This is a genomic window from Erythrobacter cryptus DSM 12079, from assembly GCF_000422985.1.
GTDB classification, from domain to species: domain Bacteria; phylum Pseudomonadota; class Alphaproteobacteria; order Sphingomonadales; family Sphingomonadaceae; genus Erythrobacter; species Erythrobacter cryptus.
The window spans coordinates 1-26,875 of record NZ_AUHC01000018.1 but is presented as its reverse complement, the minus strand read 5'-3'; the positions used below and the strand labels follow the sequence as shown (position 1 = coordinate 26,875).

The 26,875-nt window shown below is 68.7% G+C and carries 27 protein-coding genes, 1 tRNA gene and 1 pseudogene; 22 read left to right on the top strand and 7 right to left on the bottom strand.

All coding sequences use genetic code 11. The annotated features are described in order from the left end of the window. A partial coding sequence (locus tag G524_RS16365; RefSeq protein WP_169447845.1) for a FecR domain-containing protein occupies positions 1–1,167 on the bottom strand: 1,167 nt, incomplete at its 3' end. A 165-nt stretch (positions 1,168–1,332) separates the two neighbouring features. On the opposite strand from G524_RS16365, the gene G524_RS0111010 reads away from it, so the two are divergent. After that, positions 1,333–2,946 (top strand): ShlB/FhaC/HecB family hemolysin secretion/activation protein, encoded by a 1,614-nt coding sequence (locus tag G524_RS0111010; protein WP_169447844.1) that lies wholly within the window; start codon positions 1,333–1,335, stop codon positions 2,944–2,946. Between the two features lie 6 nt (positions 2,947–2,952). Here G524_RS0111010 and pyk read toward each other — a convergent pair whose 3' ends face one another. Further along, the gene (gene pyk, locus G524_RS0111005; RefSeq protein WP_027443765.1) at positions 2,953–4,425 is read right to left on the bottom strand and encodes a pyruvate kinase; all 1,473 of its coding nucleotides are present in this window, start codon (positions 4,423–4,425) and stop codon (positions 2,953–2,955) included. Between the two features lie 65 nt (positions 4,426–4,490). Here pyk and G524_RS0111000 point away from each other — a divergent pair, with 65 nt between their 5' ends. From G524_RS0111000 to G524_RS0110990, 3 genes are all read left to right on the top strand, one after another. Further along, positions 4,491–4,802, top strand: coding sequence for a DUF1244 domain-containing protein (locus tag G524_RS0111000; RefSeq protein ID WP_027443764.1), 312 nt, complete (start codon positions 4,491–4,493; stop codon positions 4,800–4,802). An 81-nt stretch (positions 4,803–4,883) separates the two neighbouring features. Next, a complete protein-coding gene (locus G524_RS0110995; protein WP_051221155.1) occupies positions 4,884–5,165 on the top strand; it encodes a DUF2312 domain-containing protein in 282 nt (93 codons plus the stop codon). 87 nt (positions 5,166–5,252) lie between these two features. Beyond that, positions 5,253–5,600: a heavy metal-binding domain-containing protein gene (locus G524_RS0110990; RefSeq protein WP_211219336.1), complete on the top strand. Its 348-nt coding sequence runs from the start codon at positions 5,253–5,255 to the stop codon at positions 5,598–5,600. A gap of 6 nt (positions 5,601–5,606) precedes the next feature. Here G524_RS0110990 and G524_RS16360 read toward each other — a convergent pair whose 3' ends face one another. Then, a complete protein-coding gene (locus tag G524_RS16360) occupies positions 5,607–6,422 on the bottom strand; it encodes a CPBP family intramembrane glutamic endopeptidase (RefSeq protein ID WP_156894078.1) in 816 nt (271 codons plus the stop codon). Here G524_RS16360 and G524_RS0110980 point away from each other — a divergent pair. From G524_RS0110980 to G524_RS0110950, 7 genes are all read left to right on the top strand, one after another. Beyond that, entirely contained in the window at positions 6,422–7,165 is a 744-nt protein-coding gene (locus tag G524_RS0110980; RefSeq protein WP_027443761.1) for a YebC/PmpR family DNA-binding transcriptional regulator, read from the top strand. The two genes, G524_RS16360 and G524_RS0110980, sit on opposite strands and share 1 nt — an antisense overlap. Continuing rightward, positions 7,162–7,635, top strand: a complete 474-nt coding sequence (ruvC, locus tag G524_RS0110975) for a crossover junction endodeoxyribonuclease RuvC (protein ID WP_027443760.1) — start codon at positions 7,162–7,164, stop codon at positions 7,633–7,635. Before G524_RS0110980 ends, ruvC begins: the two co-directional genes overlap by 4 nt. Positions 7,636–7,782: 147 nt before the next feature. Continuing rightward, positions 7,783–8,871, top strand: coding sequence for a phytanoyl-CoA dioxygenase family protein (locus G524_RS0110970; protein WP_156894077.1), 1,089 nt, complete (start codon positions 7,783–7,785; stop codon positions 8,869–8,871). Positions 8,872–8,942: 71 nt separating this feature from the next. Beyond that, positions 8,943–9,290: a Spx/MgsR family RNA polymerase-binding regulatory protein gene (locus G524_RS0110965; protein WP_027443758.1), complete on the top strand. Its 348-nt coding sequence runs from the start codon at positions 8,943–8,945 to the stop codon at positions 9,288–9,290. A gap of 16 nt (positions 9,291–9,306) precedes the next feature. After that, positions 9,307–9,882, top strand: coding sequence for a nicotinamide riboside transporter PnuC (gene pnuC / locus G524_RS0110960; RefSeq protein WP_027443757.1), 576 nt, complete (start codon positions 9,307–9,309; stop codon positions 9,880–9,882). After that, positions 9,879–10,856, top strand: coding sequence for an AAA family ATPase (locus tag G524_RS0110955; RefSeq protein WP_027443756.1), 978 nt, complete (start codon positions 9,879–9,881; stop codon positions 10,854–10,856). The genes pnuC and G524_RS0110955 overlap by 4 nt, the downstream gene beginning before the upstream one ends. Next, positions 10,853–11,881, top strand: coding sequence for a glycerophosphodiester phosphodiesterase family protein (locus tag G524_RS0110950; RefSeq protein WP_027443755.1), 1,029 nt, complete (start codon positions 10,853–10,855; stop codon positions 11,879–11,881). The genes G524_RS0110955 and G524_RS0110950 overlap by 4 nt, the downstream gene beginning before the upstream one ends. On the opposite strand, the gene ubiG is transcribed toward G524_RS0110950, so the two are convergent. Continuing rightward, on the bottom strand, positions 11,878–12,615 hold the full coding sequence (gene ubiG, locus G524_RS0110945; protein ID WP_027443754.1) for a bifunctional 2-polyprenyl-6-hydroxyphenol methylase/3-demethylubiquinol 3-O-methyltransferase UbiG: 738 nt from the start codon (positions 12,613–12,615) through the stop codon (positions 11,878–11,880). The genes G524_RS0110950 and ubiG overlap by 4 nt on opposite strands. 52 nt (positions 12,616–12,667) lie before the next feature. On the opposite strand from ubiG, the gene G524_RS0110940 reads away from it, so the two are divergent. From G524_RS0110940 to G524_RS15710, 3 genes are all read left to right on the top strand, one after another. Beyond that, positions 12,668–13,939, top strand: a complete 1,272-nt coding sequence (locus G524_RS0110940) for an aspartate kinase (RefSeq protein ID WP_027443753.1) — start codon at positions 12,668–12,670, stop codon at positions 13,937–13,939. Positions 13,940–14,110: 171 nt separating this feature from the next. Continuing rightward, positions 14,111–14,773 carry a helix-turn-helix domain-containing protein gene (locus tag G524_RS0110935; RefSeq protein WP_027443752.1) on the top strand — a complete coding sequence of 221 codons (663 nt, stop codon included), beginning with the start codon at positions 14,111–14,113 and terminating at the stop codon, positions 14,771–14,773. Between the two features lie 309 nt (positions 14,774–15,082). Next, the gene (locus G524_RS15710; RefSeq protein ID WP_084625154.1) at positions 15,083–16,003 is read left to right on the top strand and encodes a GGDEF domain-containing protein; all 921 of its coding nucleotides are present in this window, start codon (positions 15,083–15,085) and stop codon (positions 16,001–16,003) included. Here the strand turns inward: G524_RS15710 and G524_RS0110925 are convergent. Continuing rightward, positions 16,000–16,530, bottom strand: a complete 531-nt coding sequence (locus G524_RS0110925; protein WP_036857813.1) for a cytochrome b — start codon at positions 16,528–16,530, stop codon at positions 16,000–16,002. The two genes, G524_RS15710 and G524_RS0110925, sit on opposite strands and share 4 nt — an antisense overlap. 20 nt (positions 16,531–16,550) lie before the next feature. Between G524_RS0110925 and G524_RS15705 the strand changes: the two genes are divergently transcribed. From G524_RS15705 to G524_RS0110900, 5 genes are all read left to right on the top strand, one after another. Next, complete coding sequence (locus tag G524_RS15705; RefSeq protein WP_036857812.1) at positions 16,551–17,189, top strand: dioxygenase family protein; 639 nt, start codon at positions 16,551–16,553, stop codon at positions 17,187–17,189. Beyond that, complete coding sequence (purT, locus tag G524_RS0110915) at positions 17,186–18,385, top strand: formate-dependent phosphoribosylglycinamide formyltransferase (RefSeq protein WP_027443750.1); 1,200 nt, start codon at positions 17,186–17,188, stop codon at positions 18,383–18,385. The genes G524_RS15705 and purT overlap by 4 nt, the downstream gene beginning before the upstream one ends. Positions 18,386–18,396: 11 nt before the next feature. Further along, a complete protein-coding gene (locus tag G524_RS0110910) occupies positions 18,397–19,410 on the top strand; it encodes an NAD(P)H-dependent flavin oxidoreductase (protein ID WP_027443749.1) in 1,014 nt (337 codons plus the stop codon). A gap of 1 nt (position 19,411) precedes the next feature. Next, positions 19,412–20,278, top strand: coding sequence for a formyltetrahydrofolate deformylase (gene purU / locus G524_RS0110905; RefSeq protein ID WP_027443748.1), 867 nt, complete (start codon positions 19,412–19,414; stop codon positions 20,276–20,278). 85 nt (positions 20,279–20,363) lie between these two features. Next, positions 20,364–21,629: a serine hydrolase domain-containing protein gene (locus G524_RS0110900; protein WP_027443747.1), complete on the top strand. Its 1,266-nt coding sequence runs from the start codon at positions 20,364–20,366 to the stop codon at positions 21,627–21,629. 66 nt (positions 21,630–21,695) lie between these two features. Here G524_RS0110900 and G524_RS0110895 read toward each other — a convergent pair whose 3' ends face one another. Further along, the gene (locus G524_RS0110895; RefSeq protein ID WP_027443746.1) at positions 21,696–23,879 is read right to left on the bottom strand and encodes a PQQ-dependent dehydrogenase, methanol/ethanol family; all 2,184 of its coding nucleotides are present in this window, start codon (positions 23,877–23,879) and stop codon (positions 21,696–21,698) included. Positions 23,880–23,998: 119 nt separating this feature from the next. Here G524_RS0110895 and G524_RS0110890 point away from each other — a divergent pair, with 119 nt between their 5' ends. Continuing rightward, on the top strand, positions 23,999–24,868 hold the full coding sequence (locus G524_RS0110890; protein ID WP_027443745.1) for a dienelactone hydrolase family protein: 870 nt from the start codon (positions 23,999–24,001) through the stop codon (positions 24,866–24,868). A gap of 49 nt (positions 24,869–24,917) precedes the next feature. Here G524_RS0110890 and G524_RS0110885 read toward each other — a convergent pair whose 3' ends face one another. Beyond that, entirely contained in the window at positions 24,918–25,874 is a 957-nt protein-coding gene (locus G524_RS0110885; protein ID WP_027443744.1) for a complex I NDUFA9 subunit family protein, read from the bottom strand. A gap of 272 nt (positions 25,875–26,146) precedes the next feature. Here G524_RS0110885 and G524_RS0110880 point away from each other — a divergent pair. Both G524_RS0110880 and G524_RS0110875 read left to right on the top strand, forming a co-directional pair. Then, positions 26,147–26,233: transfer RNA gene (locus tag G524_RS0110880), tRNA-Leu, on the top strand. A 322-nt stretch (positions 26,234–26,555) separates the two neighbouring features. After that, positions 26,556–26,875 (top strand): annotated as a pseudogene (locus G524_RS0110875) (transposase); the annotation flags it as partial.

Here is a 26,875-nt window from a genome sequence, read left to right as displayed (position 1 = left end):
GCCAGGGTCAGCCGGCGCTCCATTGCCGTTGCCGGAGTTGCCGCTGCCCGCGCTGGCGCAGACGCCGAGCGCGCAGGCGATGGCATCCTCGATGACGGTGCTGCCGCTGCTTCCCGCAGCGCCGTTGCCGCTGTTGCCATTGCCGCCGTTGCTGTTGCCAGGGTTGGGGTTGCCATTTGCGCCAACTTCGGGAACTTCGCTCACAGGCGCATTGCCGAAGAGCGGAGCATCGCCGCTGCGCCCGGGGCTCCCGCCCGCCGCGGCCACTGTCGCCAGCACCGCCACTTCGCCCGCAACGAACCCGCCCGAGGCCTGCCCGAGATCCGCCGGGGTGCTCAGCACCGCCTGCGCGATCCAGCCATCGCCGCCAATGGCGCCCGCCCCAGCCAGCGGGGGCGCGGAAGAACCAAGCGGCCCGGGTGCGGGCGTGGTCGGCGCAGCAGGGGCAGGCGCAGCCGGGGCCGGAGCCTCGGCCGCCGCGGGCGCGGACGCAGGCGCCGCGCTGCCCCCACCGCCCGTCGCCGCACCGCTCGCTCCTGCACCGCTGGTGCCGCGTGCGGGCGAATCGATCACCCGCCGCCCCTCGCCCTCGATCACCATGCGCAGCGGATCGCCCGCGGCGATCATCGCCACCGCCCCGGAGCGGACCAGCTCGCGCGCCCCGCCATCGCGGGTCGAAGCCTCGACCGCGCCTTCGGTCACCTGTAGGCTCGCGCCCTCACCGGTCACGGTGATGATGAAGGTCGTGCCCTTCACCACCGCCGCGAGGTAGGGCGTCTCCACCCCGAAATGCGGGTTCTTCTGCTTGCCGATGCTGAACAGCGCGCTGCCATAATCCTGGAGGATCTGGATGATCCCGCCCGCGCGCCGCTCGGCAGGCAAGGGAATGCGCAGCTGCGCATTCTGGCGCATGGTCACGAATTCGCGCCCGCGCACCAGCACCGCCGAGGCGCGCGCCGCGGTGCGCACCGTGGCGCCAGGGCTGAGCGCCATCCCGGCCCGCGCGGCGCGCTCGCCGGCAGTGTCGATCACCACCACATGTCCCTTGGCTTCGCTGATGCTCCAGCCGCTCGCCCCGCCTGCCTCGGCAAGCGCGGGGGCGCCGCCAAGCAACAGGACAAGGAGCGGCAGGATAAGGCGTGACAGGATGCGCATAATCGTCTCCACGCCTGCCACATAGCCTCAAGGCCTGCCGATCCAGTTTAGCGCATTGGTTAATCCGGCCTTACGCGAGGGCCTCGTTAACCTTTTGGGCCTATGCAAATCCGCTCGCATCAGGTGCAGGGCGGGATGAAACAGCCGGATCAGGTTAAGCTGTGCGCATGGGCAGGCTTGCTGCTGGCGGCCACACCACTGGCCGCGCAGGACGCGCTCGACCGCACCAACCCCGCTGGCCAGGCACCGGAGGAGGACGCCTCCTTAGCCCCGCCGAACGAGCCGCGCATCGAGGTGCGCCCGGTGCTCGACATGGCGCCGGGCGAGGCGGGCGGGGCCACGCTCGATGTCGGCGCGATTCTGATCGAGGGGCTCGAGGCCCTGCCCGCGGCCGCCTTTGCCGATGTGATCGCGCCCTTTGCCGGCCGCCCGCTCACGCACGCCGAGCTTGCCCGGCTCACCGATGCCATCGCCGAACGCGCCCGCGCGCAAGGCTATGCGCTCGCCACCGCCTGGATCCCCGAACAGCGGCTGGTGGCCGGCACCTTGCGGGTGCGCATCGACGAGGGGCGGATCGATGCGCTGCGAATCAAGGGGGATGACGATCCGGCGCTGCGCCGCCAGCTCGAGGCGCTCGTCGGGCGCGGCCCGGTGACCCTCGCCCAGATCGAGCGCACGGTGCTGCTCGCCGATGACCTTCCGGGCGTGTGGATCGGCGCCACCCGTTTCGAGCGCGAGGGCGCCTCGCGCGTGCTGGTGGTCGAGGCGCGGCGAAGCGATGCCGGGGGCAGCCTCCAGCTGGCCAGCGATGGCACCAAGCCTTTGGGGCCGGTGCGCGCGCGGATCGATCTTGATGCCAATGGGCTCATCTCGCCGCGTGACCGGGTCGATCTCAGCCTCTCGCTCACCCCGCTCGAGCCCGAGGAACAGGCCTTCTTCAGCGCCCGCTATGCGGTGATTGTCAGCGATGCGGGCACCAGCCTTGGCGCCTTTGGCTCCTATTCGCGCACCGAGCCGGGGGCCTATCTGGCCGCGCGCGAGCTGCTCGGTGAAAGCTGGCAGGGCGGCCTCAGGCTGCGCCATCCGCTGCTGCGCCGCCAGCGCCGCGGGCTGTGGCTCGAAGCAAGCGGCGAGGTGAACGATCTGCGCCAGGATGCCCTCGGCGCGCTTGTCCGGCACGATCGCATCACCTTGGGCCGGATCGGCCTTTATGGCTTTGGCCCCTTTGCCGGGGGCACGCTCCAGGGCCGGGCGACGCTGAGCCAGGGCCTGCCGCTGCTCGGCGCCACCGATACCGGCGATCCGCGCTCCTCGCGCCTTGCGGCCGCGCCCGATTTCACCACCTTCGGCTGGTGGCTGCAATGGCGCCGCCCGCTTGCCCCCCGGCTCAGCCTCGCGCTTGGCACGATCGGCCAGATCGCCTCGGGCCCGCTCCTCATCGGCGAGCGCTTCACCCTTGGCGGGGGCAGCTTCCTGCGGGGCTATGACTTCGCGCAAGGGCTGGGCGATGAAGGCATCGCCGGATCTGCCGAGCTGCGCTATGACTGGCCGAAGCCCCATGGCGGGGTGCGCAGCCTCCAGCTCTATGCCTTTGCCGATGGCGGCATGGTGTCGAACCGCGATGGGCCGGCGGGGGAGGAGAGCCTCGCCTCGGGCGGGGCGGGCCTGCGCGCCGATATCACCCGCAGGCTCGATCTCGATGTCGAGGTGGCCCTGCCGCTCAGCGAGCCGCGCTATGACACGCTTGACAGGAGCCCGCGGCTCAACCTCAGGGTCAGCCGCAATTTCTAAAGGCCCTCAGCCGCCGTGGCGGGCGAGTTCATCGCCGCTGACGGTGACGACATGGAGCAGGTTGGTTGCCCCCGGCGTGCCGAAGGGCACCCCGGCAAGCACGATCAGCTTGGCGCCGGCCTCGGCAAAGCCGTGGCGCAGCGCCATGCGCTTGCCCTTGCCGATCATCTCTTCAAAGCTGCCGATATCCTTGGTCGCCACCGCGTGCGCGCCCCACAGCAGCGCCACCCGCCGCGCGGTGCGGATCGAGGGGGTGAGCACCAGCACCGGGGTGGCCGGCCGCTCGCGCGCCACGCGCCGCGCGGTCGCGCCCGAGGAGGTAAACACCGTGATCGCGCTGATCGGCAGCGTGTCGGCAATCGTCATCGAGGCATGGGCAAGCGCGTCGGAGGTGGTGGCATCGGGCGGGGTGTCGAGAAAGCGCACCCGCGCCTTGTAGCCCTCGTCGCGCTCGACCTGGACCGCGATGCGGTCCATCATCGCCACCGATTCCTCGGGCCAGGCGCCCGCCGCACTCTCGGCCGAAAGCATCACCGCATCGGCCCCGTCATAAACCGCATTGGCGACATCGGAGACCTCGGCCCGGGTGGGCGTGGGGTTCTCGATCATGCTTTCGAGCATTTGCGTCGCCACGATCACCGGCTTGCCCGCGCGCCGGGCCATGCTGACGATCTTCTTCTGGAGTGGGGGAACTTCGTAGGGCTCAAGCTCCACCCCCAGATCGCCGCGGGCGACCATGATCGCATCGGCCAGTTCGATGATGGCGCCGAGCCGCGCGATCGCCTTGGGCTTTTCGATCTTGGCGCAGATTGCCGGGCCGTGGGGGCCGGTGAGCTTGCGCGCCTCGGCGATGTCCTCGGGCCGCTGGACGAAGCTCAGGCCGATCCAGTCAACCCCATGCTCGGCGGCAAAGGCCAGATCGCGGCGGTCCTTCTCGGTCAGCGCCGGGATCGGCACCTCGGCATCGGGCACGTTGACGCCCTTGCGATCGGAGATCACCCCGCCCACTTCGGCGCTGCACAGGATGCGGCTGTCATCGGCCTCGAGCACCTTCAAACGGATCTTGCCATCATTGATGAGCAGCCGCTGGCCGCGTTCGAGAATGCCGAAAAGTTCCGGATGCGGCAGGCACACGCGCGTCTCATCGCCCGGAGTCTCGTCGCGATCGAGCACGAAGTGGCCCGAATGGCGGATCACCGCCTGGCCCTCTTTGAAGGTGCCGACCCTGAGCTTGGGGCCCTGCAGATCGGCAAGGATGGCGATGGGCTTGGCAAACTGCTTCTCGAGCGCGCGGATCGCCTGGATCGCCTCAGCGTGATCGGCTTGGGCGCCGTGGCTCATGTTGAGGCGGAAGGCATCGGCCCCGGCGCGCACCAGCTTTTCGAGCATGTCGCGCGATCGGCTGGCCGGGCCGATGGTGGCGAGGATCTTGACCTTGCGGCCGCGCGGGTCGATTCGTGACTGCTCGCGTCGTGACATTCGTGGTTGTCCTTCGGTGTCGCGGCCTATGGCACAGGTGTCTTGCAGCACAAGGACAAGCCGCGATGAATAGCAATGCCGATCCGCTCGATGCGCTCGATGATGCCCATGCCGCTGCCGCCTTCCGCCGGCTGGTGCGGCATTTGCGCCGCCGCCACGATGCCCAGAACATCGATTTGATGGCGCTGGCGGGCTTCTGCCGCAATTGCCTGGCCGACTGGATCCGCGAGGCCGGCTGGCCCGGCGACAAGGAGGCCGCGCGTGCGCTCATCCACGGGATGCCGAGCGCCGAATGGAAGGCGCGCTTCCAGACCCCCGCCACGCCCGAACAGCTCGCGGCGATGGAGGCGAGCCTCGCAAAGAACGCACAGGAATAATTGCGCGGGGCGGTTCAATCGCGCGGCCCGCCCCTCTATGCGCCCCGGCCAAGTGATTCTTTCCAGCAGAGGGAGACCCCGATGGCCGAACCCCAAGCCTCAGGCAGCCCGGCGCCGGGCAGCACCAGCGCCGCCGCCACCGATGATCGCCTGCGCCTGTTGATCGAGCGGATCGAGCGGCTCGAGGAAGAGAAGAAGGGCATCGCCGATGATATCCGCGATGTCTATATGGAGGCCAAGGCCGCGGGCTATGATCCCAAGATCATGCGCCAGATCGTGCGGCTGCGGAAGATGAAGCCGGCCGATCGCAGCGAGCAGGACATGCTGCTTGAAACCTACAAGGCCGCGCTCGGGATGGCCTGAGTCGGGTCGGGCGCCGGGGTGGGCGCGGTTGCAACGGCGCCGGGCCGTGTTATCCTCGCCAGCACGGCCCTCAAGGAGACAGGCACGATGGCATCCCCCTGGAAAGACGCGCGCGGCATTATCGTGAGCACCACCCCCACGCTCGAGGGCCGGCCGATCCAGGAATATTGCGGCATCGTCACCGGCGAGGTGATCGTCGGCGCCAACCTGTTTCGTGACCTGTTTGCCAGCGTGCGCGACATCGTCGGCGGGCGCTCGGGCAGCTACGAGCGCGTGCTTGCCGATGCCCGGCGCCAGGCGATCGAGGAATTGCAGGCCGAGGCCGGCGCGCTCGGCGCCAATGCCGTGGTCGGCATCGATCTCGATTACGAGGTGATCGGCGCCAGCGGCTCGATGCTGATGGTAAGCGCCACCGGCACGGCGGTGAAGGTCTGACCGGCCCTATCCGCCAACGCCCTGCGCGGCCAGCCACAGGAGGTTGTAGAGCGCATGGTGCGCCATCGCCGCGCCCAGCCCCAGCCGGGTGCGGGAATAGGCAAGGCACAGCCCGCCGAGCACCTGCGGGGCCACCACCAGCACGCCGAGGGGGTGGGTGAGCGGCGCATAATTGCCAAGGTGGATAAGCCCGAAGGCAAGCGCCGAGGCCCAGGTGATCGCGGCGAAGTGGCGGGTGAACCAGCCCGGCACCGCCGCATCGCGCGCGCGGCTGCGCTGCCACTGGACGAGGCCCGCACACACCAGCCCCAGCGCGAGCATGGCAAGGCCCGGCTGCCAGCCATCCGGGGCGAGGAAGCGCGCCAGCAGCACGCCCAGCGCGGCAAAGCCATAAAGCGCAAGCCGCAGCGCGGCGATCCGCCCCGAAAGCCAGCCGCGAAAGGCCAGCTCCTCAAGCACCGGGGCGATCAGCAGCGCCACCAGCGCCTGCCGGGCAGGCCCCATATCGGGCAGGGCGGGCGCGGGCAGGAAGGCGGCGCGCGCGTCAGCAAGGGCGAGCAGCAGGCGAGCCGGCAGGTCAAGCGCGAGATGTACCGCCAGCACCGCCGCCAGCGCCAGCATCGCCCCGCGCGCCCCGGCCCCGGCCAGGGGCGCCGCGCCAAGGGAGGCAGGGGCAGGGGTGGGGCGCCGCAGGAAGGCGAGCATATCGCCCGCCCGATCGGCAAAGCCCGCCGCTTGCGCCACGCGCGCGCTTGCATCGCGCGCGGCTGGCGGAGTAAGGCGCGCCACCAGTTTTCCCTCATCCCGGTGAAGTTCGTCCAATGGCAGGCCATTCCAAGTTCAAGAACATCATGCACCGCAAGGGTGCGCAGGACAAGAAACGCGCGGCGATGTTCTCCAAGCTCTCGCGCGAGATCACCGTGGCGGCCAAGATGGGGCTGCCCGATCCCGACATGAACCCGCGCCTGCGCCTCGCGGTCAACGCCGCCAAGGCGCAGTCGATGCCCAAGGACAACATCCAGCGCGCCATCGACAAGGCCAGCCAGGCCGGCGGCGAGGACTATGTCGAGGTGCGCTACGAAGGCTATGGCCCGGGCGGGGTGGCGCTGATCGTCGAGGCGCTGACCGACAACCGCAACCGCACCGCCACCAATGTGCGCACCGCCTTTTCCAAGAACGGCGGCAACCTTGGCTCGGAAGGCTCGGTCAGCCACGGCTTTGAGCGCCGCGGCCTGATCGAATACAAACCCGAGGTGGGCGATGAGGAAAAGGTGCTCGAGGCCGCGATCGAGGCGGGCGCCGATGACGTCGAAAGCTCGGAAGATGGCCACACCATCTGGACCGCCGCCGAGGCGCTCCATGGCGTCGCAAACGCGCTCGAAAAGGTGCTCGGCCCGGCAGACAATGTGAAGCTGGCGTGGAAGCCGACGCTTTCGGTCACGGTCAACGAGGAGACCGCCACCACGCTGATGAAGCTGATCGATGCGCTCGAGGATGATGATGACGTGCAGACCGTCTGGGGCAATTACGAGATCCCCGACGAGGTGATGGAGAAGCTCGGCTGATCATCCTCGGCCTTGATCCCTCGCTCTCCTCCACCGGCTGGGGGGTGATCCGGGCCGAGGGCGCGCGCCTTGCCCATATCGCCCATGGCGAGATCGCCACCGCTGCGGCAGCGCCCATGGCCGAAAGGCTGGCGCTGCTGCACGCGGGGATCGCCGCGGTGATCGCCGCCCACCGCCCGGCGCGCGCGGCGATCGAGGAGGTCTTTGTCAACAGGAATCCGCAATCGACGCTCAAGCTCGCCCAGGCGCGCGGGAGCGTGCTTGCCGCCTGCGGCGCGGCGGGGCTGGCGGTGAACGAACACGCCGCGCGGCTCGTCAAGAAGGCGCTCACCGGCACCGGCGCGGCGGAAAAGGCGCAGGTCGCGGCAATGGTGAAGGTGCTGCTGCCGGGCGTGGCCATTGCCGGGGGCGATGCCGCCGATGCGCTCGCCGTGGCGATCGCCGATGCGCACCTTGCCCCCTGCCGCTGAGCGTCCCCCGCCCCAAGGCTTCCGCGCCCCGCCGGCGCGTTAACGCGATGGTGAAACGGGCTTGCTAGCACCGCTCCAATCGCCCGCGGGCGCCCTGTGCGCGCGCCGCGGGATGCTGAGGGGGAGCAAAGCGGCAAGAAGGGCAGCATGGCGCGGCTTCAAGTTTCCAGCGATACCAGCGCCTTCGAGGTGCCCGCCGCGCTCGATGGCGCAGGGCGGCTCACCCCCGCCTGCGCCGCGGCGGCACGCGCCATGATCGATGCCCATGGCTTTGTCGTGCTCACCGGGCTCTTGAGCGCGGCCGAGGCCGATGAGGGCCTTGCGCTCATCACCGCCACCATCGCCGATCCCGAGCGGCGCCGCTGCACCTTTGCCAGCGAGACCGACAACCGCCACCTGCGGCGCGATTTCTGCGCCCTGCCCGCCAGCCCCCCGGTGCTCGGCTTTGCCGCGCTGCTGGCCCAGCGGCTCGAGGCGGTGATCGGCGAATATTGCGGGCGCAGCCGAGCGCTGCTCGAGATCATCACGCTCACGAGCTATGAGGGCTCCTCGCACCAATATCTCCACCGCGATCCTTCCGGGGTGCTGAGCCTGATCGCCGCGGTCGAGGATGTCTCGGAAGAACAGGGCGGCACGGTGTTCGTGCCCGGCACCCACATGCACCCCGGCGCCGAGATGCGGCAGGCGGGCGCGACCTATGCGATGATGGAGCTGTTCCGCCGCCGCGCCAATATCGCCGTGCTCTGCCACAATCTTGCCAAGCTGTGGCACATGCACCGCCACCGCGCGCCCGCGCTTGCCCCCGGCGAGCTGCGCGAGAGGGTGTTTTCCACCCGCTGGGACCAGCACCAGCCCAATCTGCTGCGCTTTGTTCTGGGCAAGAACGCTGAGTTCAGGCTCGCCATGCTGGGGCCGCGCACGCTGTGGCGGCTCTATCGCCACCGCGCCGAGATGAAGCGCCTGTTCCGCCTGGTGCAGAGCGCCCCGCGCAAGGGCACGGTGATCCTCTACCGCAGCGACATGATCCATGCCGGGCCGGACAACCGCTCGCCCCGCCCGCGGCGCCTGTTCGGCATGAGCATCGCGCGCGACATCATCGAGCCCAAATATTGGCACGATGGCTATTCGCCCCACCCCAGCCTCATCGCCGCGCCGCTGAGCCTTGGCGACCTGCTCGAGACCGCGCCGCTCACCCTTGCCCCGCCAGCCGCACCGGTGCGCGCCGCGACGCGGTGATTGCGCGCGGCGGCAGGCCTGCTAAGCGCAAGGCCGGCACCGGCAGCACGGCACAGGCAGGAAGGCGCGCGATGATCACGCTTTATGGCATTCCCAATTGCGACACGGTGAAGAAGGCGCGCGCCTGGCTCGAAAGCCGGGGCAAGGCCTACACCTTCCACGATTACAAGAAGGCCGGCGCCGATCCGCAGCAGATCGAGCGCTGGATTGCCGCGGCGGGGCTGGATGTGGTCGTCAACCGCAAGGGCACCAGCTTTCGCGCCCTTTCCGATGACGACAAGGCCCGCGCCGCCGATGCGGCGAGCGCCCCGGCGCTGCTCGCCGCCAAGCCTTCGCTGATCAAGCGGCCGATCGTGGAACATCCGGGCGGGCTGCTCATCGGGTTCAACGCCGACGACTGGGCCGCCGCGCTCGGCTGACCCGCGTCTGAGCCCGATGAACCTGCTCGAGATCATCGCGGTCGCGCTCGGGCTTGCCAATGTCGGCCTGCTCGTGCGGCGCAGCATCTGGAACTACCCCTTCGGCATGGCGATGGTGGCGCTCTATTTCGTCATCTTCCGCGAGGCGCGGCTCTATGGCGAGGCGGGATTGCAGGTGTTCTTCTTCGTGGTGCAGGGCTGGGGCTGGCTCTTGTGGGCGCGCGCCGGGGGGCTCGCTGAGAGCATCACGGTCGCCTGGATGGGCTGGCGCGCGCGGCTCATTGCCCTCGCGCTCGCGCTCGTGTCCAGCCTCGGCATCGGCTGGGCAATGGCGACCTACACCCTTGCGGCGCTGCCCTATGCCGATGCCGCGATCGCCGGGGCGAGCGTGGTGGCGCAGGTGCTCCTCGGCCTGCGCCGGGTGGAAAACTGGCTGCTGTGGATCGCGGTCGATGTGCTGGCGATCGGGGTCTATGTGAACCGCGGGCTTTATCTCACTGCCGCGCTCTATTGCGCGTTCCTGGGCCTGGCGATCGCCGGGTTGATCGCCTGGGCGCGCGCGGCGCGTGAGGGCAAGGCGCTGGCGGCATGAAGCGCGGCTTCCTGCTCGGCAAGTTCATGCCCCCGCACGCCGGGCACCTGGCGCTGATCGGCGCGGCGCAGGCGCTGGTGGACGTGCTGACAGTGCTGGTCTGCCACCTGCCCGATGATCCCATCCCCGGCGCGCTGCGGCTCGAATGGATGCGCGCGCTCGCGCCCGCCGCGCGCGTCATCGGCCACGGCGAGGTGGTGCCACAGGCGCCCGAGGACAGCCCCGCGTTCTGGCCGATCTGGCGCAAGATCATCGCCGCGGCGCACCCGGAGCCGATCGACTATGTCTTTGCCGGCGAGGCCTATGGCGCCGAACTCGCCCGGCAGGTGGGCGGGCTGTTCGTGCCGCTGGGCGGGCGGGTGCTGGGGCTGGCCGAGGACCCGGTTGCCGGCCTTTCCGCAAGTGCGGTGCGCGCCGATCCGGCGGCGCACTGGGCCTATCTGCCGCAGGTGGTGCGGGCCTATTACCGCCGCACCATCTGCCTCCACGGCGCCGAGAGCACCGGCAAGACCACGCTTGCTTCGGCGCTCGCGCGGGAGACCGGCGCGCTCATCGTCGGCGAATATGGCCGCAGCCACTGCGAGGCCCACCGCGGCCCCTTGCGCCTCGATGACCTGCTCCTCATCGGCCGCGCGCAGAGTGCGATGATCGCCGCCGCCGCCGAATGGGCCGGGCCGCTGCTCATCGCCGACACCGATGCGCTGATGACCGCGGCCTGGTGCGAAATGCTGCTCGGCACCCGCCCGGCCGAACTGATGGCCGCGCCCAAGGCCGATCTTTACCTGCTGTTCGAACCCGATCTGCCCTGGGTCGATGATGGCACCCGCTTTTTCCGCGATCCGGCTGCGCGTCACAGGTTCGCAATGATTGTCGAGCAGGTGCTGGTGGATGCCGGCGTGCCCTTTCTTCGGGTGTCCGGGCAGGGCGAGGCGCGGCTCGCCGCCGCGCGCGCCGCGATAGGAGCGATGCGATGAGGCGAAGCGTGACGATCCTGGCAGCGCTGCTCGCCGCCATGCCGGTGGCGGCGCAGGAAGGCGAGATGCTCATCATCGCCCACCGCGGCGCCAGCACCGAGCGGCCCGAGCACACGCTCGCCGCCTATGAGCGCGCGATCGACGAGGGCGCGGACTATATCGAGCCCGATCTCGTGGCGACCAGGGACCTGGTGCTCATCGCCCGCCACGAGAACGAGCTTTCGGGCACCACCGATGTCGCTTCGCGCCCGGAATTTGCCGAGCGTCGGCGCGAGAAGACCATCGATGGTACGCGCGTTTCGGGCTGGTTTGCCGAGGACTTCACCCTTGCCGAACTGCGCTCCTTGCGCACGCGCGAGCGCATCCCCGGCTTGCGCCCCGCCAATGCCCGCTTCGACGGGCTCTACCAGGTGCCCACCCTGGCCGAGATCGTCGCGCTGCTGCGCGCGAAAGAGGCCGAGAGCGGGCGGCGCATCGGGCTTTATCCCGAATTGAAGCACCCCACCTTCCTGCTCCAGAACGAGGGGATCGACCTTGTCGATCTGCTGCTGCGCGACCTGCGGCAATTGGGGATCACGCCTGAGGATCCAGTGTTCATCCAGAGCTTCGAGGTGGGGCCGCTCCAGCGCCTCAAGGCGCGCGGGCCGGGCTTCAGGCTGGTGCAGCTCGTCGCCCCTGGCGAAGGCCCGGCGGATGAGCCGGGGATGCGCTATGCCGAGATGGTCAGCCCCACCGGGCTTGCCGAGGTGGCGAAATATGCCGATGCCATCGGCGCGCATATCGCCATGATTTTGAAGCCCGATGGCAGGCCCACCGATCTCGTGCGCGATGCCCGCGCCGCCGGCCTTGCCGTCCACGCCTGGACATTGAGGCCCGAAAACGAGTTTCTCCCCGCGGCGCTGCGCAGCGGCGATGATCCGCGCGCCAAGGGCTGCGGCGATGTGAAGCTTGCCGCGCTGCTCAAGGCGGCGGGGGTTGCCGGGGTGTTTTCCGATGGGCCGCTCAAGGGGCGGAGTTGTCCCTAAACGCGCTTTGCTGACAGGATGTAATTGAGCGAAAGGTCATCCGACAGGTGCAGCCCCCGGCCCGGGCGCCAGGCGATCCCGCGCTGCGCGGTGACTTCGAGGCCCACATCGCCCAGCAGCACCGCCAGCTCATCAGGCGTGAGGAAATCCTCCCAGCGGTGCGTGCCCTTGGGCACATAGCCCACCGCCTCGGCCACGCCCACCAGCAGCACCCGGCTCGCCGCGGTGCGGTTGGGGGTGGACATGACCAGCAGCCCCCCGGGCGCGAGCCGCGCCGCCACCTCGGCAAGGAAGGCTGGCTTGTCGGCCACGTGCTCGATCACTTCAAGACAGGTGACAAGATCGAACTGGCCGATATCGAGCGCGCCGACCTCGCCGGCCATGTAGCGGATATCAAGCCCCATGGCCTCGGCGTGCTGGCTGGCGGCGGCGACATTTTCCGCCGCCGCGTCCACCCCTGTCACGTTCGCGCCCAGCCGCGCCAGCGGCTCGCACACCAGCCCCGCCCCGCAGCCGATATCGAGCGCCGCCTTGCCCGCCAGAGGCCGCATCGCCCCGCGCGCCGCGGGCCAATGGGCATCGATCGCCTCCCTGATGAAGGCAAGGCGCACCGGGTTGACCTCGTGCAGCGAGGCCATCGGCCCCCTGGGATTCCACCAATCGCGCGCCAGCTTTGCGAAAAAATCCGCCTCCTCGGGGCGGATGGTAACATTCGATGGGTTTGCCTTTCGCATGAAGCCACCCTAACAGCGCGCGCGAACACTCACCAGCAGGAGCTTTGGCACCGTGGCCCGGATCGTGATGAAATTCGGCGGCACCTCGATGGCCGGGACGGAGCGCATCCGCCGCGTCGCCAATATCGTGCGCGCGCAGGCGGCACGCGGCGATCAGGTGGCGGTGGTGGTGAGCGCCATGGCGGGCGAGACCGACCGGCTCGTGAATTTCTGCCGCGAGGCCAACCCGCTCTATGACCCGGCCGAATATGACGTGGTGGTGGCAAGCGGCGAACAGGTGACGAGCGGGTTGCTCGCGCTCACGCTCCAGGCGCTGGGGTGCAAGGCACGAAGCTGGCTGGGCTGGCAATTGCCGATCCGCACCAGCGAGGCCCACGCCAAGGCGCGGGTGGAATCGATTGAATCGGCAGCGCTCATTGCGGCGATGGAAGCCGGCGAGATCGCGGTGATCCCGGGCTTTCAGGGCCTTTCGGCCGATGGGCGCGTCACCACGCTCGGCCGCGGCGGTTCGGACACCTCGGCGGTGGCGGTAGCCGCCGCGATCAAGGCGGATCGCTGCGACATCTACACCGATGTTGATGGGGTCTATACCACCGATCCGCGCATCGTCGCCAAGGCGAAGAAGCAGAAGGCGGTGACCTACGAGGAAATGCTCGAACTCGCCTCGGTGGGCGCCAAGGTGCTCCAGACCCGCTCGGTCGGCCTTGCCATGAAGGAAGGCGTGCGGGTGCAGGTGCTCTCGAGCTTCATCGGCGAGGGCGCCCCGCCGGCCGACGATTTGCCGGGCACGATGATCGTCTCGGACGAGGAAATGGACGAATTGGTGGAGAAGGGTCTGATGGAACGCCAGCTTGTGACCGGCATCGCGCATGACAAGAACGAGGCCAAGATCATCCTCACCCGCGTGCCCGACCGGCCCGGCGCGGTGGCCAATATCTTCGAGCCGCTGGCCGCGGCCTCGATCAATGTCGACATGATCATCCAGAACGTCGGGCGCGACAAGGGCGAGACCGACGTCACCTTCACCGTGCCCCAGGCCGATCTGGCCCGCGCCCAGGCGCTGCTCGAGGATCGCCGCGGCGAGATCGGCTTCAACCGCATCATCACCGACAGCAAGATCGCCAAGATCAGCGTCGTGGGCGTGGGGATGAAGAGCCATGCCGGGGTGGCGAGCACCATGTTCCGCGCGCTTTCGGATCGCGGCATCAACATCCAGGCGATTTCGACCAGCGAGATCAAGATCAGCGTGATGATCGACGAGGACGAGACCGAACTTGCCGTGCGGGTGCTGCACACCGCCTATGGGCTTGATGCCAAGGACTGATGGCCCTGCGCGGCAGCGCCCTTGCCCGCTGCGGCAGCGAGCGCTGCCCCGGCCTCGCGTTAACTGACTGTCAGCCCCTTGCGGCTGAATTAAGCATGTTTGCCAAGGCCATCTTAACCTTTGGGGCCGGAAGACTGTGCGCGTGTCCACCCCGCGCGCGGAGCCTTGCCCATGGCCATCAGGGCCCATCTCGACCAGCCCGATCCCGCCCCCGGCCAGCGCGCCGCACCGCGCAGGGCGCTGCGGCTTGAAACGAGCGGCTATGCCGCGGCAGGGCCTGCCAATGTGATCGTCCACAATCTTTCGGCCATCGGGCTGCTGCTCGAGACCGATATGGTGCTCTCCGAGGGTGAGGAATTGGCGCTCGAGCTGCCCGAGGCCGGGGTGGTGAGCGCGATCGTGGTTTGGCGCAGCGAAAGGCTCTATGGCTGCGCCTTTGCCGCCGCGCTCCCCCCGGCGGCGCTGGCAGCCGCGCAATTGCGCGCCGCGGCGCCCCGCCCGCCCGCCGCCGCGCTGCCTGCAGCCGCGCCGGTGGACGCCCTGCCCGCGCGCCTCAACGCGCTGCGGCGCAAGGCCGGGCTGACGCTCGCCGATGTCGCCACCGCGCTGGGGGTGAGCAAGCCCACGGTGTGGGCCTGGGAAAAGGGCAAGGCCAGGCCCCTGCCCGAACGCCTGCCCGCGATTGCCGCCGCGCTTGGCGTTGCGCCCGAGGAGCTCGCCCCTGCGGCGCACTCCCGCGATGATGCGGCCAGCGTGATCGCCGCCTGCCGCGCGCGCATCGCCGAGGCCTGCGGCACCGCGCCCGCAGCGGTGAAGATCATGCTCGAACTTTGAGGCAGCGAGCCCCTTTTTCACACCGGCGCGCGGGCGCATGAGCCCAGCCCCGTTGCCGCGCTTATCGACAGACCCTTATCGCAGCAAATACGTATTGGATGCGGTGTGCTGTGTGAAAAATATGGTAAACAGAACCCGGAGGTGATTCGTTTTTTAGTCAAGTAAGTTTGCAAAACTAACAGAATGGCTTTCCCAGGCGAACAGTTAGGGGAACATTGCTGTTCGCAGTAAGAAGGTTCTTTTTACTTGTAAACTTGGTTGGGGACGAGTCGGCAAAGTCGCTTGTGCGTCGCTGGGGCAATTTTTGACATGAAAATGGGGCTCAATGACGTGGATGGCCGCCTGCTGCGCGGCCTGATCGAGGAATCTGCGGGCGATATCGTCGTCAGGCTCGATCATCGCGGTTTCATCGTCCACGCCTCGGCCAATATTGCCCAGCTCGGCCTTGATGTGGAGGCGGCGCTGCTGCTGCCGCATATCACCGATCTGGCCGCGCGCGACCATGCCGGCCTGGTGGCCGAGCATGTCGGCGCCGCGCTCGCCGGGCGGGCGCTGGGCGGCTGGGTCGAGTTCCCGGTGGCCGCCTGCGAAGGCCACGGGGCGTGCCACGATCCGCGCTGCCAGCGCTGGTATGCGCTGAGCCTGAAACCCCTTGCCGGGGAGGACGGCACGCCCGAGGGGGCGCTCGGCCTGATGCGCTCGGTCCAGCATCTGCGCAGCCTTGAAGGCGAGCTTCACGCCCGGGCGATCACCGATCCCCTTACCGGGCTGGCCAATCGCCACGCCTTTTGCGCCAGCCTGAGGCGCCACCTTGCCGAGGGCGGGGGGCAGCAGCTGGCGGTGCTGGCGGTCGATTCGATGCGCGCGCTGCTGCTGCGCTATGGCCAGCGCACCGCCGATGAGGTGCTGTGGGGCTTTGCCAAGTTCCTCGAGACCATGGCGCTGCCCGGCTGCGAGCTGGCCCAGCTCGATGGCGAGCGCTTCGGCGTGCTTTTGCCCGAGGTCTCGGGCCGCCGCGCGCGCGAATGGGCCGAGGAGGTGATCACCACCTTCGCCGCGCTCGCCGCCCCGGTCTCGCCGCGCGCGCCGCAACTTACCGCCAGCGCGGGCCTCGCACGGGTCGAATGCACGGTGGACTGGACCTTGCGCGAGGCCGAGCTTGGCCTGGTGCTGGCGCGCGCGGGCGGGGGCGGGCAGGTGGCGGTGGCAGGGTGCCGCCGCGCGGCCTAGAGCATCCGCTCGCTGATCAGCCGGTCGCGCCGCACCAGCTGGTGCCACAGCGCCGCGGCGATGTGCCCGGCGGCAAGGCCGATCAGCGCCCAGGCGCCCCATTCATGGGCATAGCCTGCAACCGAGAGCCAGAACTCGTCCTTGCCGGCAAGCCGCGGCAGCGGCAGCGCCGCCAGCCCGATGAGCACCAGCGGCCCGCCGATCCACATCCACACCACAAGGCCGCTGATCGGCATGGCGAGGAGCAGTCCGTAGAGCGCCAGATGCACCGCCGCGGCGCCCCGCCGCTGCCATGCGCCAAGGCTTGCGGGTAGGGGCGGGGGCGGCGCCGCGATCCGCCAACCGATCCGCACGAGGATTAGGGCAAGGAGCACCACCCCCAGCTGGGCGTGGATATTGCCGAGCACCTCGGCCCGCGCGCGCGGGGCGCCATCGGCCCCCAGCCCGAGCGCGATCTGGACGATGAGCAGCGCGGCGATCAGCCAGTGTAGGATGCGCGCGGGCGCGGTATAGCGGGCGGATGTCATGATTCGGGAGGATTAGGCCAATGTCGCCAGCGCGCACAGCCCGCGTGCTCGCCCTGCTGCTCGGCGCGGCCGCCTGCCAGGGCAGCGCCGCCGGTGAGGCCACGGGCAGCGGGGTGCGCCCCGATCTTTATGCCTGCGAGGGCTGCGAGGCCGTGCATGAGCGCGATCCGGCCAGCCTCACCTGGCACGCGCGCGTGGCCGGCCCCGAGGAGCCGGGCGAAAGGCTGGTCGTCACCGGCACGGTCTTTGCCCCCGATGGCGTGACCCCGCAGGCGGGCGTGGTGATCTATCTCCACCAGACCAATGCCGAGGGGCTCTATGCCGGGGGCAGCGACGAGAGCGAATGGAGCCGCCGCAACGGGCGGCTGCGCGCCTGGGTGCGCACCGGGGCCGATGGGCGCTACCGCTTCGACACGATCAAGCCCGCGCCCTATCCCGACAGGACCATGCCCGCCCACATCCACCTGATGGTGGGCGAGCCGGGGCGGCGCCCCTATTACATCGATGACATCGTCTTTGCCGGGGAGTTCCTGGTCGATGAGGCCTATCGCGCCCGGCAGGAACTGCGCGGCGGGAGCGGCATCGTCACGCTCGCGCGCAGCGCCGATGGCACCCTGCTGGCGCGGCGCGACATCGTGCTGGAGCGCCACGGCGAATGAGCCACATTGCCACCATCCTCCTGCTCGGCTCGGGCGAGCTGGGGCGCGAGTTCACCATCTCAGCCAAGCGCCTCGGCGCCCGGGTTATCGCCTGCGACAGCTATGACGATGCCCCGGCGATGCAGGTGGCCGATGGGCGCGAGGTCTTTTCCATGCTCGATGGCGAGGCCTTGCGCGCCGCGGCGATCCGCCACCAGCCCGATCTCATCGTCCCCGAAATCGAGGCAATCCGCACCGAGGTGCTGGGCGATCTGGAAGCGCAAGGCTTCACCGTGGTGCCCAGCGCGCTGGCCGCGCAGCTGACCATGAACCGCGATGCCATCCGCGATCTGGCCGCGGGCGAGCTTGGCCTTGTCACCTCGCGCTATGCCTATGCCACCAGCCTTGCCGAGGCCGATGAGGCCGCGCGCACAATCGGCTATCCGCTGGTGATGAAGCCGGTGATGTCCTCATCGGGCAAGGGGCAGAGCAAGGTCGAGGGGCCGGATGGGCTGGCCGCGGCCTGGGACCATGCCGTCGCCAACATGCGCGGCGACCGGGCCCGGGTGATCTTGGAGGCCTTCATCGCCTTCGATTACGAGATCACCCTGCTCACCATCAGGCACCGGGGCGGGATCAGCTTCTACCCGCCGATCGGCCACCGCCAGGAACGCGGCGATTATCGCGAAAGCTGGCAGCCTGCCGCGATGAGTGCCGCCGCGCTCGCCCGCGCGCAGGAGATGGCAGCGCGCATCGTCACCGCGCTCGAGGGCAAGGGCCGCGGCTGGGGGCTTTACGGGGTCGAGTTCTTCGTCGCCCGCAACAGCGCAGGGGGCGAGGAGGTGATCTTCTCCGAGCTTTCGCCCCGCCCGCACGATACGGGCATGGTGACCCTGGCGAGCCAGGACCTGTCCGAGTTCGATCTCCACGCCCGCGCCATCCTCGGCCTGCCGGTGCCTGCCAGCATCACCGCGCGCCCGGCGGCGAGCGCCGTGATCCTGGCTGACCGGGACAGCGAGGCCTTCGCCTTCACCGGGATCGCCGAGGCGCTGGCCCTCGGCGACACCGATGTGCGCCTCTTCGGCAAGCCCGTCACCCGGCCCTGGCGCCGCATGGGGGTGGCGCTCGCCCGGGCCGAGAGCGCCGAGGCGGCGGTGAGCCTTGCCAAACAGGCCGCCGCTTGCGTGCGGATTGTCTATTCGCCTGCCAGCGACTAAGCGGCCCGGCCATGACCACCTATCCCAAGACCGCTGCGCTGATGCAGCGCGGCACCGATTTTCTCGGCTGCGACAGTGCGATCCTGTGCGGCGCGATGAGCTGGGTGTCCGAGCGCAACCTGGTTGCGGCGATGTCCAACGCCGGGGGCTTCGGCGTGATCGCCTGCGGGGCGATGAGCCCCGAACTGCTCGATGCCGAGATCGCCGCCACCCGCGCGCTGACCGAGCGGCCCTTTGGCGTCAACCTCATCACCATGCACCCGCAGCTGTTCGATCTCATCGCGGTTGCCCGCAAGCATGGGGTGAGCCACGTGGTGCTGGCCGGGGGGATCCCGCCCAAGGGCAGCATCGAGGCGATCAAGGCCGATGCCAGCGGCATCAAGGTGATCTGCTTTGCCCCCACGCTGGCGCTGGCGAAGAAGCTGTTGCGCTCGGGCGCCGATGCGCTTGTGATCGAGGGGATGGAGGCGGGCGGACATATCGGCCCGGTCTCCACCTCGGTGCTCGCCCAGGAAATCCTGCCCGAGCTTGGCGCCGATCACCTCGTCTTTGTCGCCGGGGGGATCGGCCGGGGCGAGGCGATCGCGAGCTATCTCGAGATGGGCGCCGCCGGGGTGCAGCTTGGCACCCGCTTTGCCTGCGCTGCCGAGAGCATTGCCCACCCGGCCTTCAAGCAGGCCTTCTTCCGCGCCAGCGCGCGCGATGCTGTGGCGAGCGTCCAGGTCGATCCGCGCCTGCCGGTGATCCCGGTGCGCGCGCTCAGGAACAAGGGCACCGAGGCCTTCACCGCCAAGCAGCGCGAGATCGCCGCGAGGCTCGATGCGGGCGAGATCGACATGGCCAGTGCCCAGCTCGAGGTCGAGCATTTCTGGGCCGGGGCGCTGCGCCGCGCGGTGATCGAGGGCGATGTCGAATATGGCAGCGTGATGGCCGGGCAATCGGTGGGCATGGTGACGCGCGAGGAGCCGGTGGCCGAGATCATCGCCGCGCTGATGGCCCAGTGCGAGGCGGCGCTGGCGAAGTAGCATGGCAGACCCGCTGATCCTCACTCTCGCCTGCCCCGACCAGCCCGGCATCACCGCGCGGGTCACCGGCTTTTTGTTCGAACGCGGCTGCAACATCCTCGATGCCCAGCAGTTCAATGATCGGGCCGAGGCAGGCGGGGCCGACCGCTTCTTCATGCGGGTGGTGTTCGATCCCGATGGCAGCGATGCCCGGGCACTGCGCGCCGAATTTGCCAGCCTTGCGCAAAGCCTGTCGATGGAATGGAAGATGGCGCGCCAGGGCCGCCCGCGGCGCACCATCATCATGGTCAGCAAGTTTGACCATTGCCTGGTTGACCTGCTCTACCGCTGGCGCACCGGGGAGCTGGCGATCGATCCCGTGGCGATCGTCTCGAACCACCCACGCGAGGCCGCGATCCGCATCGATATCGGCGCCATCCCCTTCCACCACATTCCGGTAAGCCCCGAAACCAAGCCCGAGGCCGAGGCAGCGCTGCGCGCGCTCGCGGCCGAGAGGGATGCCGAACTGGTGGTGCTGGCGCGTTACATGCAGGTGTTTTCCGATGCCCAGGCCGCGCATTTTGCCGGGCGCTGCATCAACATCCACCATTCCTTCCTGCCCGGCTTCAAGGGCGCGCGGCCCTATCACCAGGCGCATGCGCGCGGGGTGAAGATCATCGGCGCGACCGCGCATTTCGTCACCGCCGATCTCGACGAAGGCCCGATCATCCACCAGGATGTCGAGCGCATCACCCATGCCGATAGCCCGGCCGATCTGGTGCGCAAGGGCCGCGATATCGAGCGCCGGGTGCTGGCCGAGGCGGTGCGCCTGTTCGTCGAGGAACGGGTGCTGCTGAACGGTGCGCGCACGGTGGTGTTCAGGGGCTGATACCAAGGCGCGATGCGTCAGCATCCGGGCGCGCGGGTATAAGGCCAGCCGCAGGGGGCAAGGCCCATATGGAAGGGAGAGGGACATGATCAGAGCCGCCGCCGCACTCGCGCTCGCTGTGATAGCGCTACCAGCATCCGCCGGGGACCGGCCCTTCACCCCCGATTGCACGCGCATCGGGGCCTTTCTCGAACGGATGGTGGCCGATGGGCGCACCGTGGGCGCTGCGGCGCTCGTCTGGAAGGACGGGGCCGAGGCCTGCTTCGAAAAGGCAGGTGATGCCGATCGCGAGGCGGGCCGGCCCCTCGCGCGCGACACGCTGTTCCAGATCTATTCGATGACCAAACCCGTCACCGGAGTCGCGCTGATGCAGCTGTGGGAGGCGGGCAAGTTCGGGCTTGATGATCCGCTTGAATGGCACCTGCCCGAATATGCCGGGCTGAAAGTGCTGGCGGGAGAGAACCCCGATGGCTCCGCAATCCTGCGCGCGCCGGCCCGCAAGGTGACGATCCGCGATGTGCTGCGCCACACCGCGGGCTTCACCTATGGGCCGGGCGGAGCGCCGCAGAACGCCGCTGATCGGGTGTGGCAGCAGCTCCAGCCGCTCTCGCCAGACAAGACACTGGCCGCGTTCTCGCAGGCCATGGCCAAGGTGCCGCTGCTCCACGATCCCGGCACCCATTGGCACTACAGCGCCGGTGTGGACGTGCAGGCCAGGCTTGTCGAGGTGCTCTCGGGCCAGAGCTTTGACGATTACGTTGCGCAGCACATCTTCCAGCCGCTGGGGATGAAGGACAGCGGCTGGAAGCGCGGGCAAGCCGACCGGGTACGCCTTGCCCGCATTTACGAGGGCGCGCCCGGCGCGCTCGCCCCGTGGAGCGATGAACGTCTGCTCGAGGCCAATTTCATGGGCAAGCCGATGACGATGGGCGGCGCCGGGATCGTCACCACACTTGATGATTACATGCGCTTTGCCCGGATGCTGCTCGGCAAGGGCACACTCGATGGGGTGCGCATCCTCAAGCCCTCGACCGTCGCGCTGATGGCAACCGACCAACTCGACCCGCGCATCGGCAGCGAGAACCGCATGTGGCTGCCGAGCAAGGGCAGCGGCGGCTTTGGCTTCAACCTGTTCGTGCGCACTGCCGCACCGCAATCGCCGGAGGAAAACCGCGGCAGCGTCGGCGAATTCTTCTGGGATGGCTTTCCCTCGATGCTGTTCTGGGTCGATCCGGCGCAGGACATGGCGGTGATCCTTGCCACCCAGAAGGTGCCCTTCGACAATGACATGCACCGCGAATTTCGCGCCGCGGTCTATGGCGCGGATTACCTCGGCCCGGCGGGGGATTGACCGCGCCGGGGCGCAAGCGCGGCGCCCGGGGCAGGCGCACAGGGCATGCGGAAGGACTGGGCAGCGCTATCTGCGGGCGATTTTCTTGCCTGCCTCGAGCGCCTTGTCCTCGTTGGCGCGCTTGATGACATAGGCGCGGATGGCCTCGATCTCGGCCTTGGTGAGCGAGCCCTTGAAGCTCGCCATGCCGTTGTCCTTCAGGGCCCCGCCCTCGACCACCGCGGCCCAGGCCTCGGCGCTTTCGAGCGAGCCGGCGCGGCGCAGATCGGGAAGCACGGTCGATCCCACCGCGCCCGGCGCATGGCACACCGCGCAATAGCGGCCATACTTGGCCTGGCCGAGCGCGATCACTTCGGCAGAGGCCCTGCTCGGCGGCGGATCGAGCGGCAGTTCGGCGAGCGCCGGCTCGGGCGGCAGCTTGGCGGTGCCGCCGAGCTTGAAAACGAGCAGGCGGCTGATGTTGCGCACCGGCGCCTTGCGGCGGATGATGTCGCCATCGACGCTCAAGGCATAGGCCCCGCCCCAGCCGGCCAGCACCGCCACATATTGCTCGCCCCCCACGCTGTAGGTGATCGGCGGGGCGACCACCCCGGTCTGCGCGGCAAAGCTCCACAGCTTCTTGCCCGTGCCTGCGTCATAGGCATTGAACTCGCTGCCCGCAGTGCCCTGGAAGACCAGGCCCCCGCCGGTGGCCAGCAGGCCGCCGTTCCACGGCCCCGGATGCTCGACCGTCCAGCGCGGCTTCTGCGCCACCGGGTCCCATGCGACGAGCATCCCGCGCAAGGAGCCAGCCACCTGCCGGCGAAAGCCGCCATCGGGGGGCAGATCGCCCGCGCCCAGGTTGAAGCCGACATTGAAGCCGCGCGCCCGATCAGGCTTCCAGTTGGCTTCCGGGGCATACATCATCCCCGCCTCGAAGGCCGGGATATAGACCAGCCCCTCGCCCGGGTGGAACGCCATCGGGTGCCAATTGTGCCCGCCGAGCGCACCGGGCGTCACCAGTGCGGGCTTGCCGGTCTTGTCCACCCGCGTCTCAGGGTTTTCGATCGGGCGACCGGTTACAGGATCAATGCCGCTTGCCCAGTTGACCGTGACATAGGGCTTGGCGCTGATGAACTTTCCGGTCTCGCGGTCGATCACGTAGAAAAAGCCGTTCTTGGGCGCCTGCATCAGCACCTTGCGCAAGCGCCCGTCGATGGTGAGATCGGCAAGGATGATATGCTGCGTGGCGGTGAAATCCCAGGTCTCGCCCGGGGTGGTCTGATAGTGCCAGACATATTCGCCCGTCTTGGGCCGGATCGCAACGATGCTGGAAAGATAGAGATTGTCGCCTGCGCCCGTGCCATCCTTGCCGGGTGAGCGATAGGCCCGGTTCCAGGGCGAGCCATTGCCCACCCCGATATAGAGCAGGTCAAGCTCGGGATCATAGGCCATCGAATCCCACACCGTGCCCCCGCCGCCGATGGCATCGGAAGCGGCAAGTGCGTCCATGTTCCAGGTCTCGGCGGCCTTTTGCAGATAGGCCGGCGCCTCCTTGCCCTGCCCGCCCTCGGGCACAGTGAAGAACTGCCACAGGCGCTTGCCGGTCTCGGCATCATAGGCCGCAACAAAGCCGCGCACCCCGAACTCGGCCCCGCCATTGCCGATGATCACCTTGCCATCGATCACCCGCGGCGCGCCGGTGATGGTGTAGCTCTTGGTCTGATCGACCGTCACCGTCTCCCACACCACCTTGCCGCTGTTGCGATCGAGCGCCACCAGCCGCCCATCAAGCGTGCCGAGAAAGAGCTTGTCGCCCCAGGCGGCAAGGCCGCGGTTGACGACATCGCAGCAGGCCTTGACCGCGGTTTCGCCCGGCACCTTGGGGTCATAGCTCCACAGCGGCTTGCCGGTGACGGCATCGAAGGCCTTGACCTTGCTCCAGGCGGTGGTGAGGTAGAGCTTGCCATCGATCACCAGCGGGGTGGCCTCCTGCCCGCGCGCGGTGTCCATATCGGCATACCAGGCAAGGCCTAGCTGGCCCACATTCTCGCGGTTGATCTGATCGAGCGGGGCATAGCGCTGTTCGGAATAGGTGCGCCCGTGGCTGATCCAGTTGGCGCTGTCGCCATCGGCCCCCACCAGCATCGCCGCGGTGATCCCGCCCGCGGCGCTCTCATCACCAGCGCCGCCCAAGAGGCCGCTGCACGCGGCAAGCAAACCGCCCGCCAGCATCAGCGCGGCCGCGCCCGCGAAAGGTGCCCGTCTCATCGATCCCGCTCTCCCACATGTTTCGTTTTGCAACCCATGTTGCCGAGTCATTGCCGGCTTGTCCATGCCCGCGCGCCGCGCCTATCAGAAGCGCGGGAGGCACGGCAGGAGAGCGTTTGATGTGCGAGGAAAGCAAGCTTCACCAATGGGCGCAGGCCGCGCTCAGCCGCCGCCAGTTCGGCGCGCTCACCGGCGCGGCGGCGCTGGCGGCCTGCGCGGCGGGCGAAAGCCAGGCCCAGCCGATCGCCGGGCTGGCCGAAAGCGCGGCCAGCCTTGCCACGCCCGATGGCACGCTGGACGGCTTTTTCGTCCATCCGGCAGAAGGGCGCCATCCGGGGGTGATCCTGTGGCCCGACATCGCCGGGCTGCGCGAGTCCAAGCGCAACATCGCCCGCCAGCTTGCTGCTCAGGGCTATGCCGTGCTGGTGGTCAACCCCTATTACCGCGACGTGGCGGGCGAGCAGTTTGCCGATTTTGCCGCCTTCATCGCTGATGGCGGCTTCCAGAAGGTCGGCCCTTGGCGCGCCAGGCTCGCCGCTGAGGCGATCATGCGCGATGCCGCGGCGATCGCAAGCTGGCTCGATGGGCAGCAGGGCGTTGACCCTGCCCGCGGGATCGGCACGCAGGGCTATTGCATGGGCGGCCCTTTCACCATCTGGAGCGCCGCCGCGGTGCCCGAGCGGATCAGGGCCGCGGCAAGCTTTCACGGCGGCGGCCTCGTGCGAAGCGATGCCGCAATGAGCCCGCACAAGCTGCTCGGCAAGGTCAAGGCCGAGCTGCTGATCGCGGTGGCGAAGGATGATGACGCCAAGGCGCCCGCCGACAAGACCACCTTTGCCGAGGCCGCCAGGGCTGCCGGGGTCAAGGCCGAGGTCAAGGTCTATCCCGCCAACCATGGCTGGATGGTCTCGGACAGCCCGGCCTTCGACGCGGCCGCCGCGGCCACGGGCGAGGCCGACCTCAAGGCGCTCTACGCCCGCGCGCTGTAGCGCTTCCGCACCGTGCCAGGCACCTGCTCGCCCCCTTGCGTGAGGGGGATCAGTGCGCCCTTGCTCTTTCGGTCGCAGCGCCGAAGCGCCCATGCTTGCGGTAGCGCAGCATCCACTTGTCGAGGAACAGGCCGAGCGGCCTTGGCGTGATGCCGAGATCGGCAAGCGTCAGCGCGCCTTCGGCCACGACATTGCCGGCCTTGAGCAGGTGCCACTGGTCGCGGCTCATCGGGGTGCCGGGCAGCGCGGCAAAGGCCGCTGCAAGGCCATCGGGCACGGCGAGGAAGCGCCGCTTGCGCCCCTGCGCGGCAGCAATCATCTGGTGGAGCTGCATCATGGTAAGCTGTTCGGGGCCGCCGAGTTCATAGGTCTTGCCGCCATGCTGTTCGGGATGTTCGAGCGCCACCGCCACCGCCTCGGCCACATCATCGGCATAGACCGGCTGCAGCCGCGCCTCGGGCCCAAACACCGGGAGCACCGGCAGGGCGGCGATCATCCCGGCAAAGAGGTTGATGAACTGGTCATCTGGCCCAAAGATCACCGAGGGGCGCAGCACCGTTGCATTGGGGAAGGCGGCGCGCACCCGCTCCTCGCCCAGCGCCTTGGCGCGGGCATAGGCGACGCGCGAAGCAGGATCGGCGCCGATCGCGCTCACATGCACCAGCGCGCTTACGCCGCGCTCCGCGGCGAGCCTGGCGATGGTGCCCGGGGCCTCGCCCATCAGCGCGTCGAGATCCCCGCCAAAGGCGCCGACGAGGTTGACGACATGGCTTGCCCCATCAAGCGCCTCGGCGACATGATCCGCGCGGGTGATGTCGCAGGGCAGGAACTGGAGTTGGCCGAGATTGGCCAGCGGCTTCAATCTGTGTGCCTTGTAGGGCGCGCGGCTGGCGAGCCGCAGCCTCGCGCCGCGTTCGAGCAGGCGCTGCGCGACATAGTGGCCAAGATAGCCGCTGCCGCCGAAGATCGTGACCAGCTGGCCGGAGAGGGGGGAATTGGTGGGCATGGCTCTGCGCTGCTGTTGGTGCAAAAGGGATGTATGTCGGGGGCGCTTTGCGTCAAGCCGCCCGCAGAGGCAAGCGCCGCGATGGGCGTGGGCGCGCGGGGGGCTTGATCGCCGGGACGGCAGTGCACGCAGGCGCGGATGGGCGTGGCGGGTCGGCGTGCCAGTGGCGGGGGCGGCGCGGCAGGAATAGCCCGGCATTGACAGCCCCCCACCAGCACGGCTAATGGCGCGCGCCTACCCAGCCTCCGGCAACGACGACCGGAAGCATCCGTGCCCAGATGGCGGAATTGGTAGACGCACCGTCTTCAGGTGGCGGCGGGGGTAACCCCGTGGAGGTTCGAGTCCTCTTCTGGGCACCATCTCCCTTTTCACCGCGGTCCGCGGCAAACCCCCAAATCACTGAAAACGAACCGGAAAACTAGGCATCTTGTCCGCGGCTGGTTGCAGCTGGTTGCGTGTTGCCGCAGTGATTTGGGGGCCAATTTGGGGGCCTTTTGGGGGCTCCTTTCCACCTCGACCTAGCGGGCGCCGAGCCTCTTCAATGAATCGAGCTCGTCGGACCACCACTGCATCATCTGCACCCGCTCGTCCCAATAGGCCGTGCGGTTGTAGGCGGTGACCTGCCCCCCGCTGGCTCCCTCGATTTGATGTAGAGTCTGCCCTGAGCGAAGGAGCAGATGAATGAGGAAGAGTCGTTTTTCCGAGGAGCAGATCATCGGTATGATCAAGGAGCAGGAGGCCGGACTGCCGACTGCCGAGGTTTGCCGCAAGCACGGGTTGAGCCCTGCGACCTTCTACAAACTGAAGGCCAAGTATGGCGGTATGGAGGTGTCGGATGCGCGGCGCCTGCGATTGCTTGAGGAGGAGAACAGCAAGCTCAAGCGGCTGCTGGCGGAGAGCGTGCTGGACAATGCGATCCTGAAGGATCTCTTGGGAAAAGTCTGACGACGCCAGGCCAGCGACGGGACGTGGCGCTCGGCGTGATGCGAGATTACCAGATC

Bases quoted from the DNA above. Each gene is read 5' to 3' on its own strand.
- pyk (WP_027443765.1), bottom strand. From the start codon at position 4,425: ATGTCACGACGCGAGCAGTCACGAATCGACCCGCGCGGCCGCAAGGTC.
- G524_RS0111000 (WP_027443764.1), top strand. From the start codon at position 4,491: ATGAATAGCAATGCCGATCCGCTCGATGCGCTCGATGATGCCCATGCC.
- G524_RS0110995 (WP_051221155.1), top strand. From the start codon at position 4,884: ATGGCCGAACCCCAAGCCTCAGGCAGCCCGGCGCCGGGCAGCACCAGC.
- G524_RS0110990 (WP_211219336.1), top strand. From the start codon at position 5,253: ATGGCATCCCCCTGGAAAGACGCGCGCGGCATTATCGTGAGCACCACC.
- G524_RS0110980 (WP_027443761.1), top strand. From the start codon at position 6,422: ATGGCAGGCCATTCCAAGTTCAAGAACATCATGCACCGCAAGGGTGCG.
- G524_RS0110970 (WP_156894077.1), top strand. From the start codon at position 7,783: ATGGCGCGGCTTCAAGTTTCCAGCGATACCAGCGCCTTCGAGGTGCCC.
- G524_RS0110965 (WP_027443758.1), top strand. From the start codon at position 8,943: ATGATCACGCTTTATGGCATTCCCAATTGCGACACGGTGAAGAAGGCG.
- pnuC (WP_027443757.1), top strand. From the start codon at position 9,307: ATGAACCTGCTCGAGATCATCGCGGTCGCGCTCGGGCTTGCCAATGTC.
- G524_RS0110955 (WP_027443756.1), top strand. From the start codon at position 9,879: ATGAAGCGCGGCTTCCTGCTCGGCAAGTTCATGCCCCCGCACGCCGGG.
- G524_RS0110950 (WP_027443755.1), top strand. From the start codon at position 10,853: ATGAGGCGAAGCGTGACGATCCTGGCAGCGCTGCTCGCCGCCATGCCG.
- ubiG (WP_027443754.1), bottom strand. From the start codon at position 12,615: ATGCGAAAGGCAAACCCATCGAATGTTACCATCCGCCCCGAGGAGGCG.
- G524_RS0110935 (WP_027443752.1), top strand. From the start codon at position 14,111: ATGGCCATCAGGGCCCATCTCGACCAGCCCGATCCCGCCCCCGGCCAG.
- G524_RS15710 (WP_084625154.1), top strand. From the start codon at position 15,083: ATGAAAATGGGGCTCAATGACGTGGATGGCCGCCTGCTGCGCGGCCTG.
- G524_RS0110925 (WP_036857813.1), bottom strand. From the start codon at position 16,530: ATGACATCCGCCCGCTATACCGCGCCCGCGCGCATCCTACACTGGCTG.
- G524_RS15705 (WP_036857812.1), top strand. From the start codon at position 16,551: ATGTCGCCAGCGCGCACAGCCCGCGTGCTCGCCCTGCTGCTCGGCGCG.
- purT (WP_027443750.1), top strand. From the start codon at position 17,186: ATGAGCCACATTGCCACCATCCTCCTGCTCGGCTCGGGCGAGCTGGGG.
- G524_RS0110910 (WP_027443749.1), top strand. From the start codon at position 18,397: ATGACCACCTATCCCAAGACCGCTGCGCTGATGCAGCGCGGCACCGAT.
- purU (WP_027443748.1), top strand. From the start codon at position 19,412: ATGGCAGACCCGCTGATCCTCACTCTCGCCTGCCCCGACCAGCCCGGC.
- G524_RS0110900 (WP_027443747.1), top strand. From the start codon at position 20,364: ATGATCAGAGCCGCCGCCGCACTCGCGCTCGCTGTGATAGCGCTACCA.
- G524_RS0110895 (WP_027443746.1), bottom strand. From the start codon at position 23,879: ATGAGACGGGCACCTTTCGCGGGCGCGGCCGCGCTGATGCTGGCGGGC.
- G524_RS0110890 (WP_027443745.1), top strand. From the start codon at position 23,999: ATGTGCGAGGAAAGCAAGCTTCACCAATGGGCGCAGGCCGCGCTCAGC.
- G524_RS0110885 (WP_027443744.1), bottom strand. From the start codon at position 25,874: ATGCCCACCAATTCCCCCCTCTCCGGCCAGCTGGTCACGATCTTCGGC.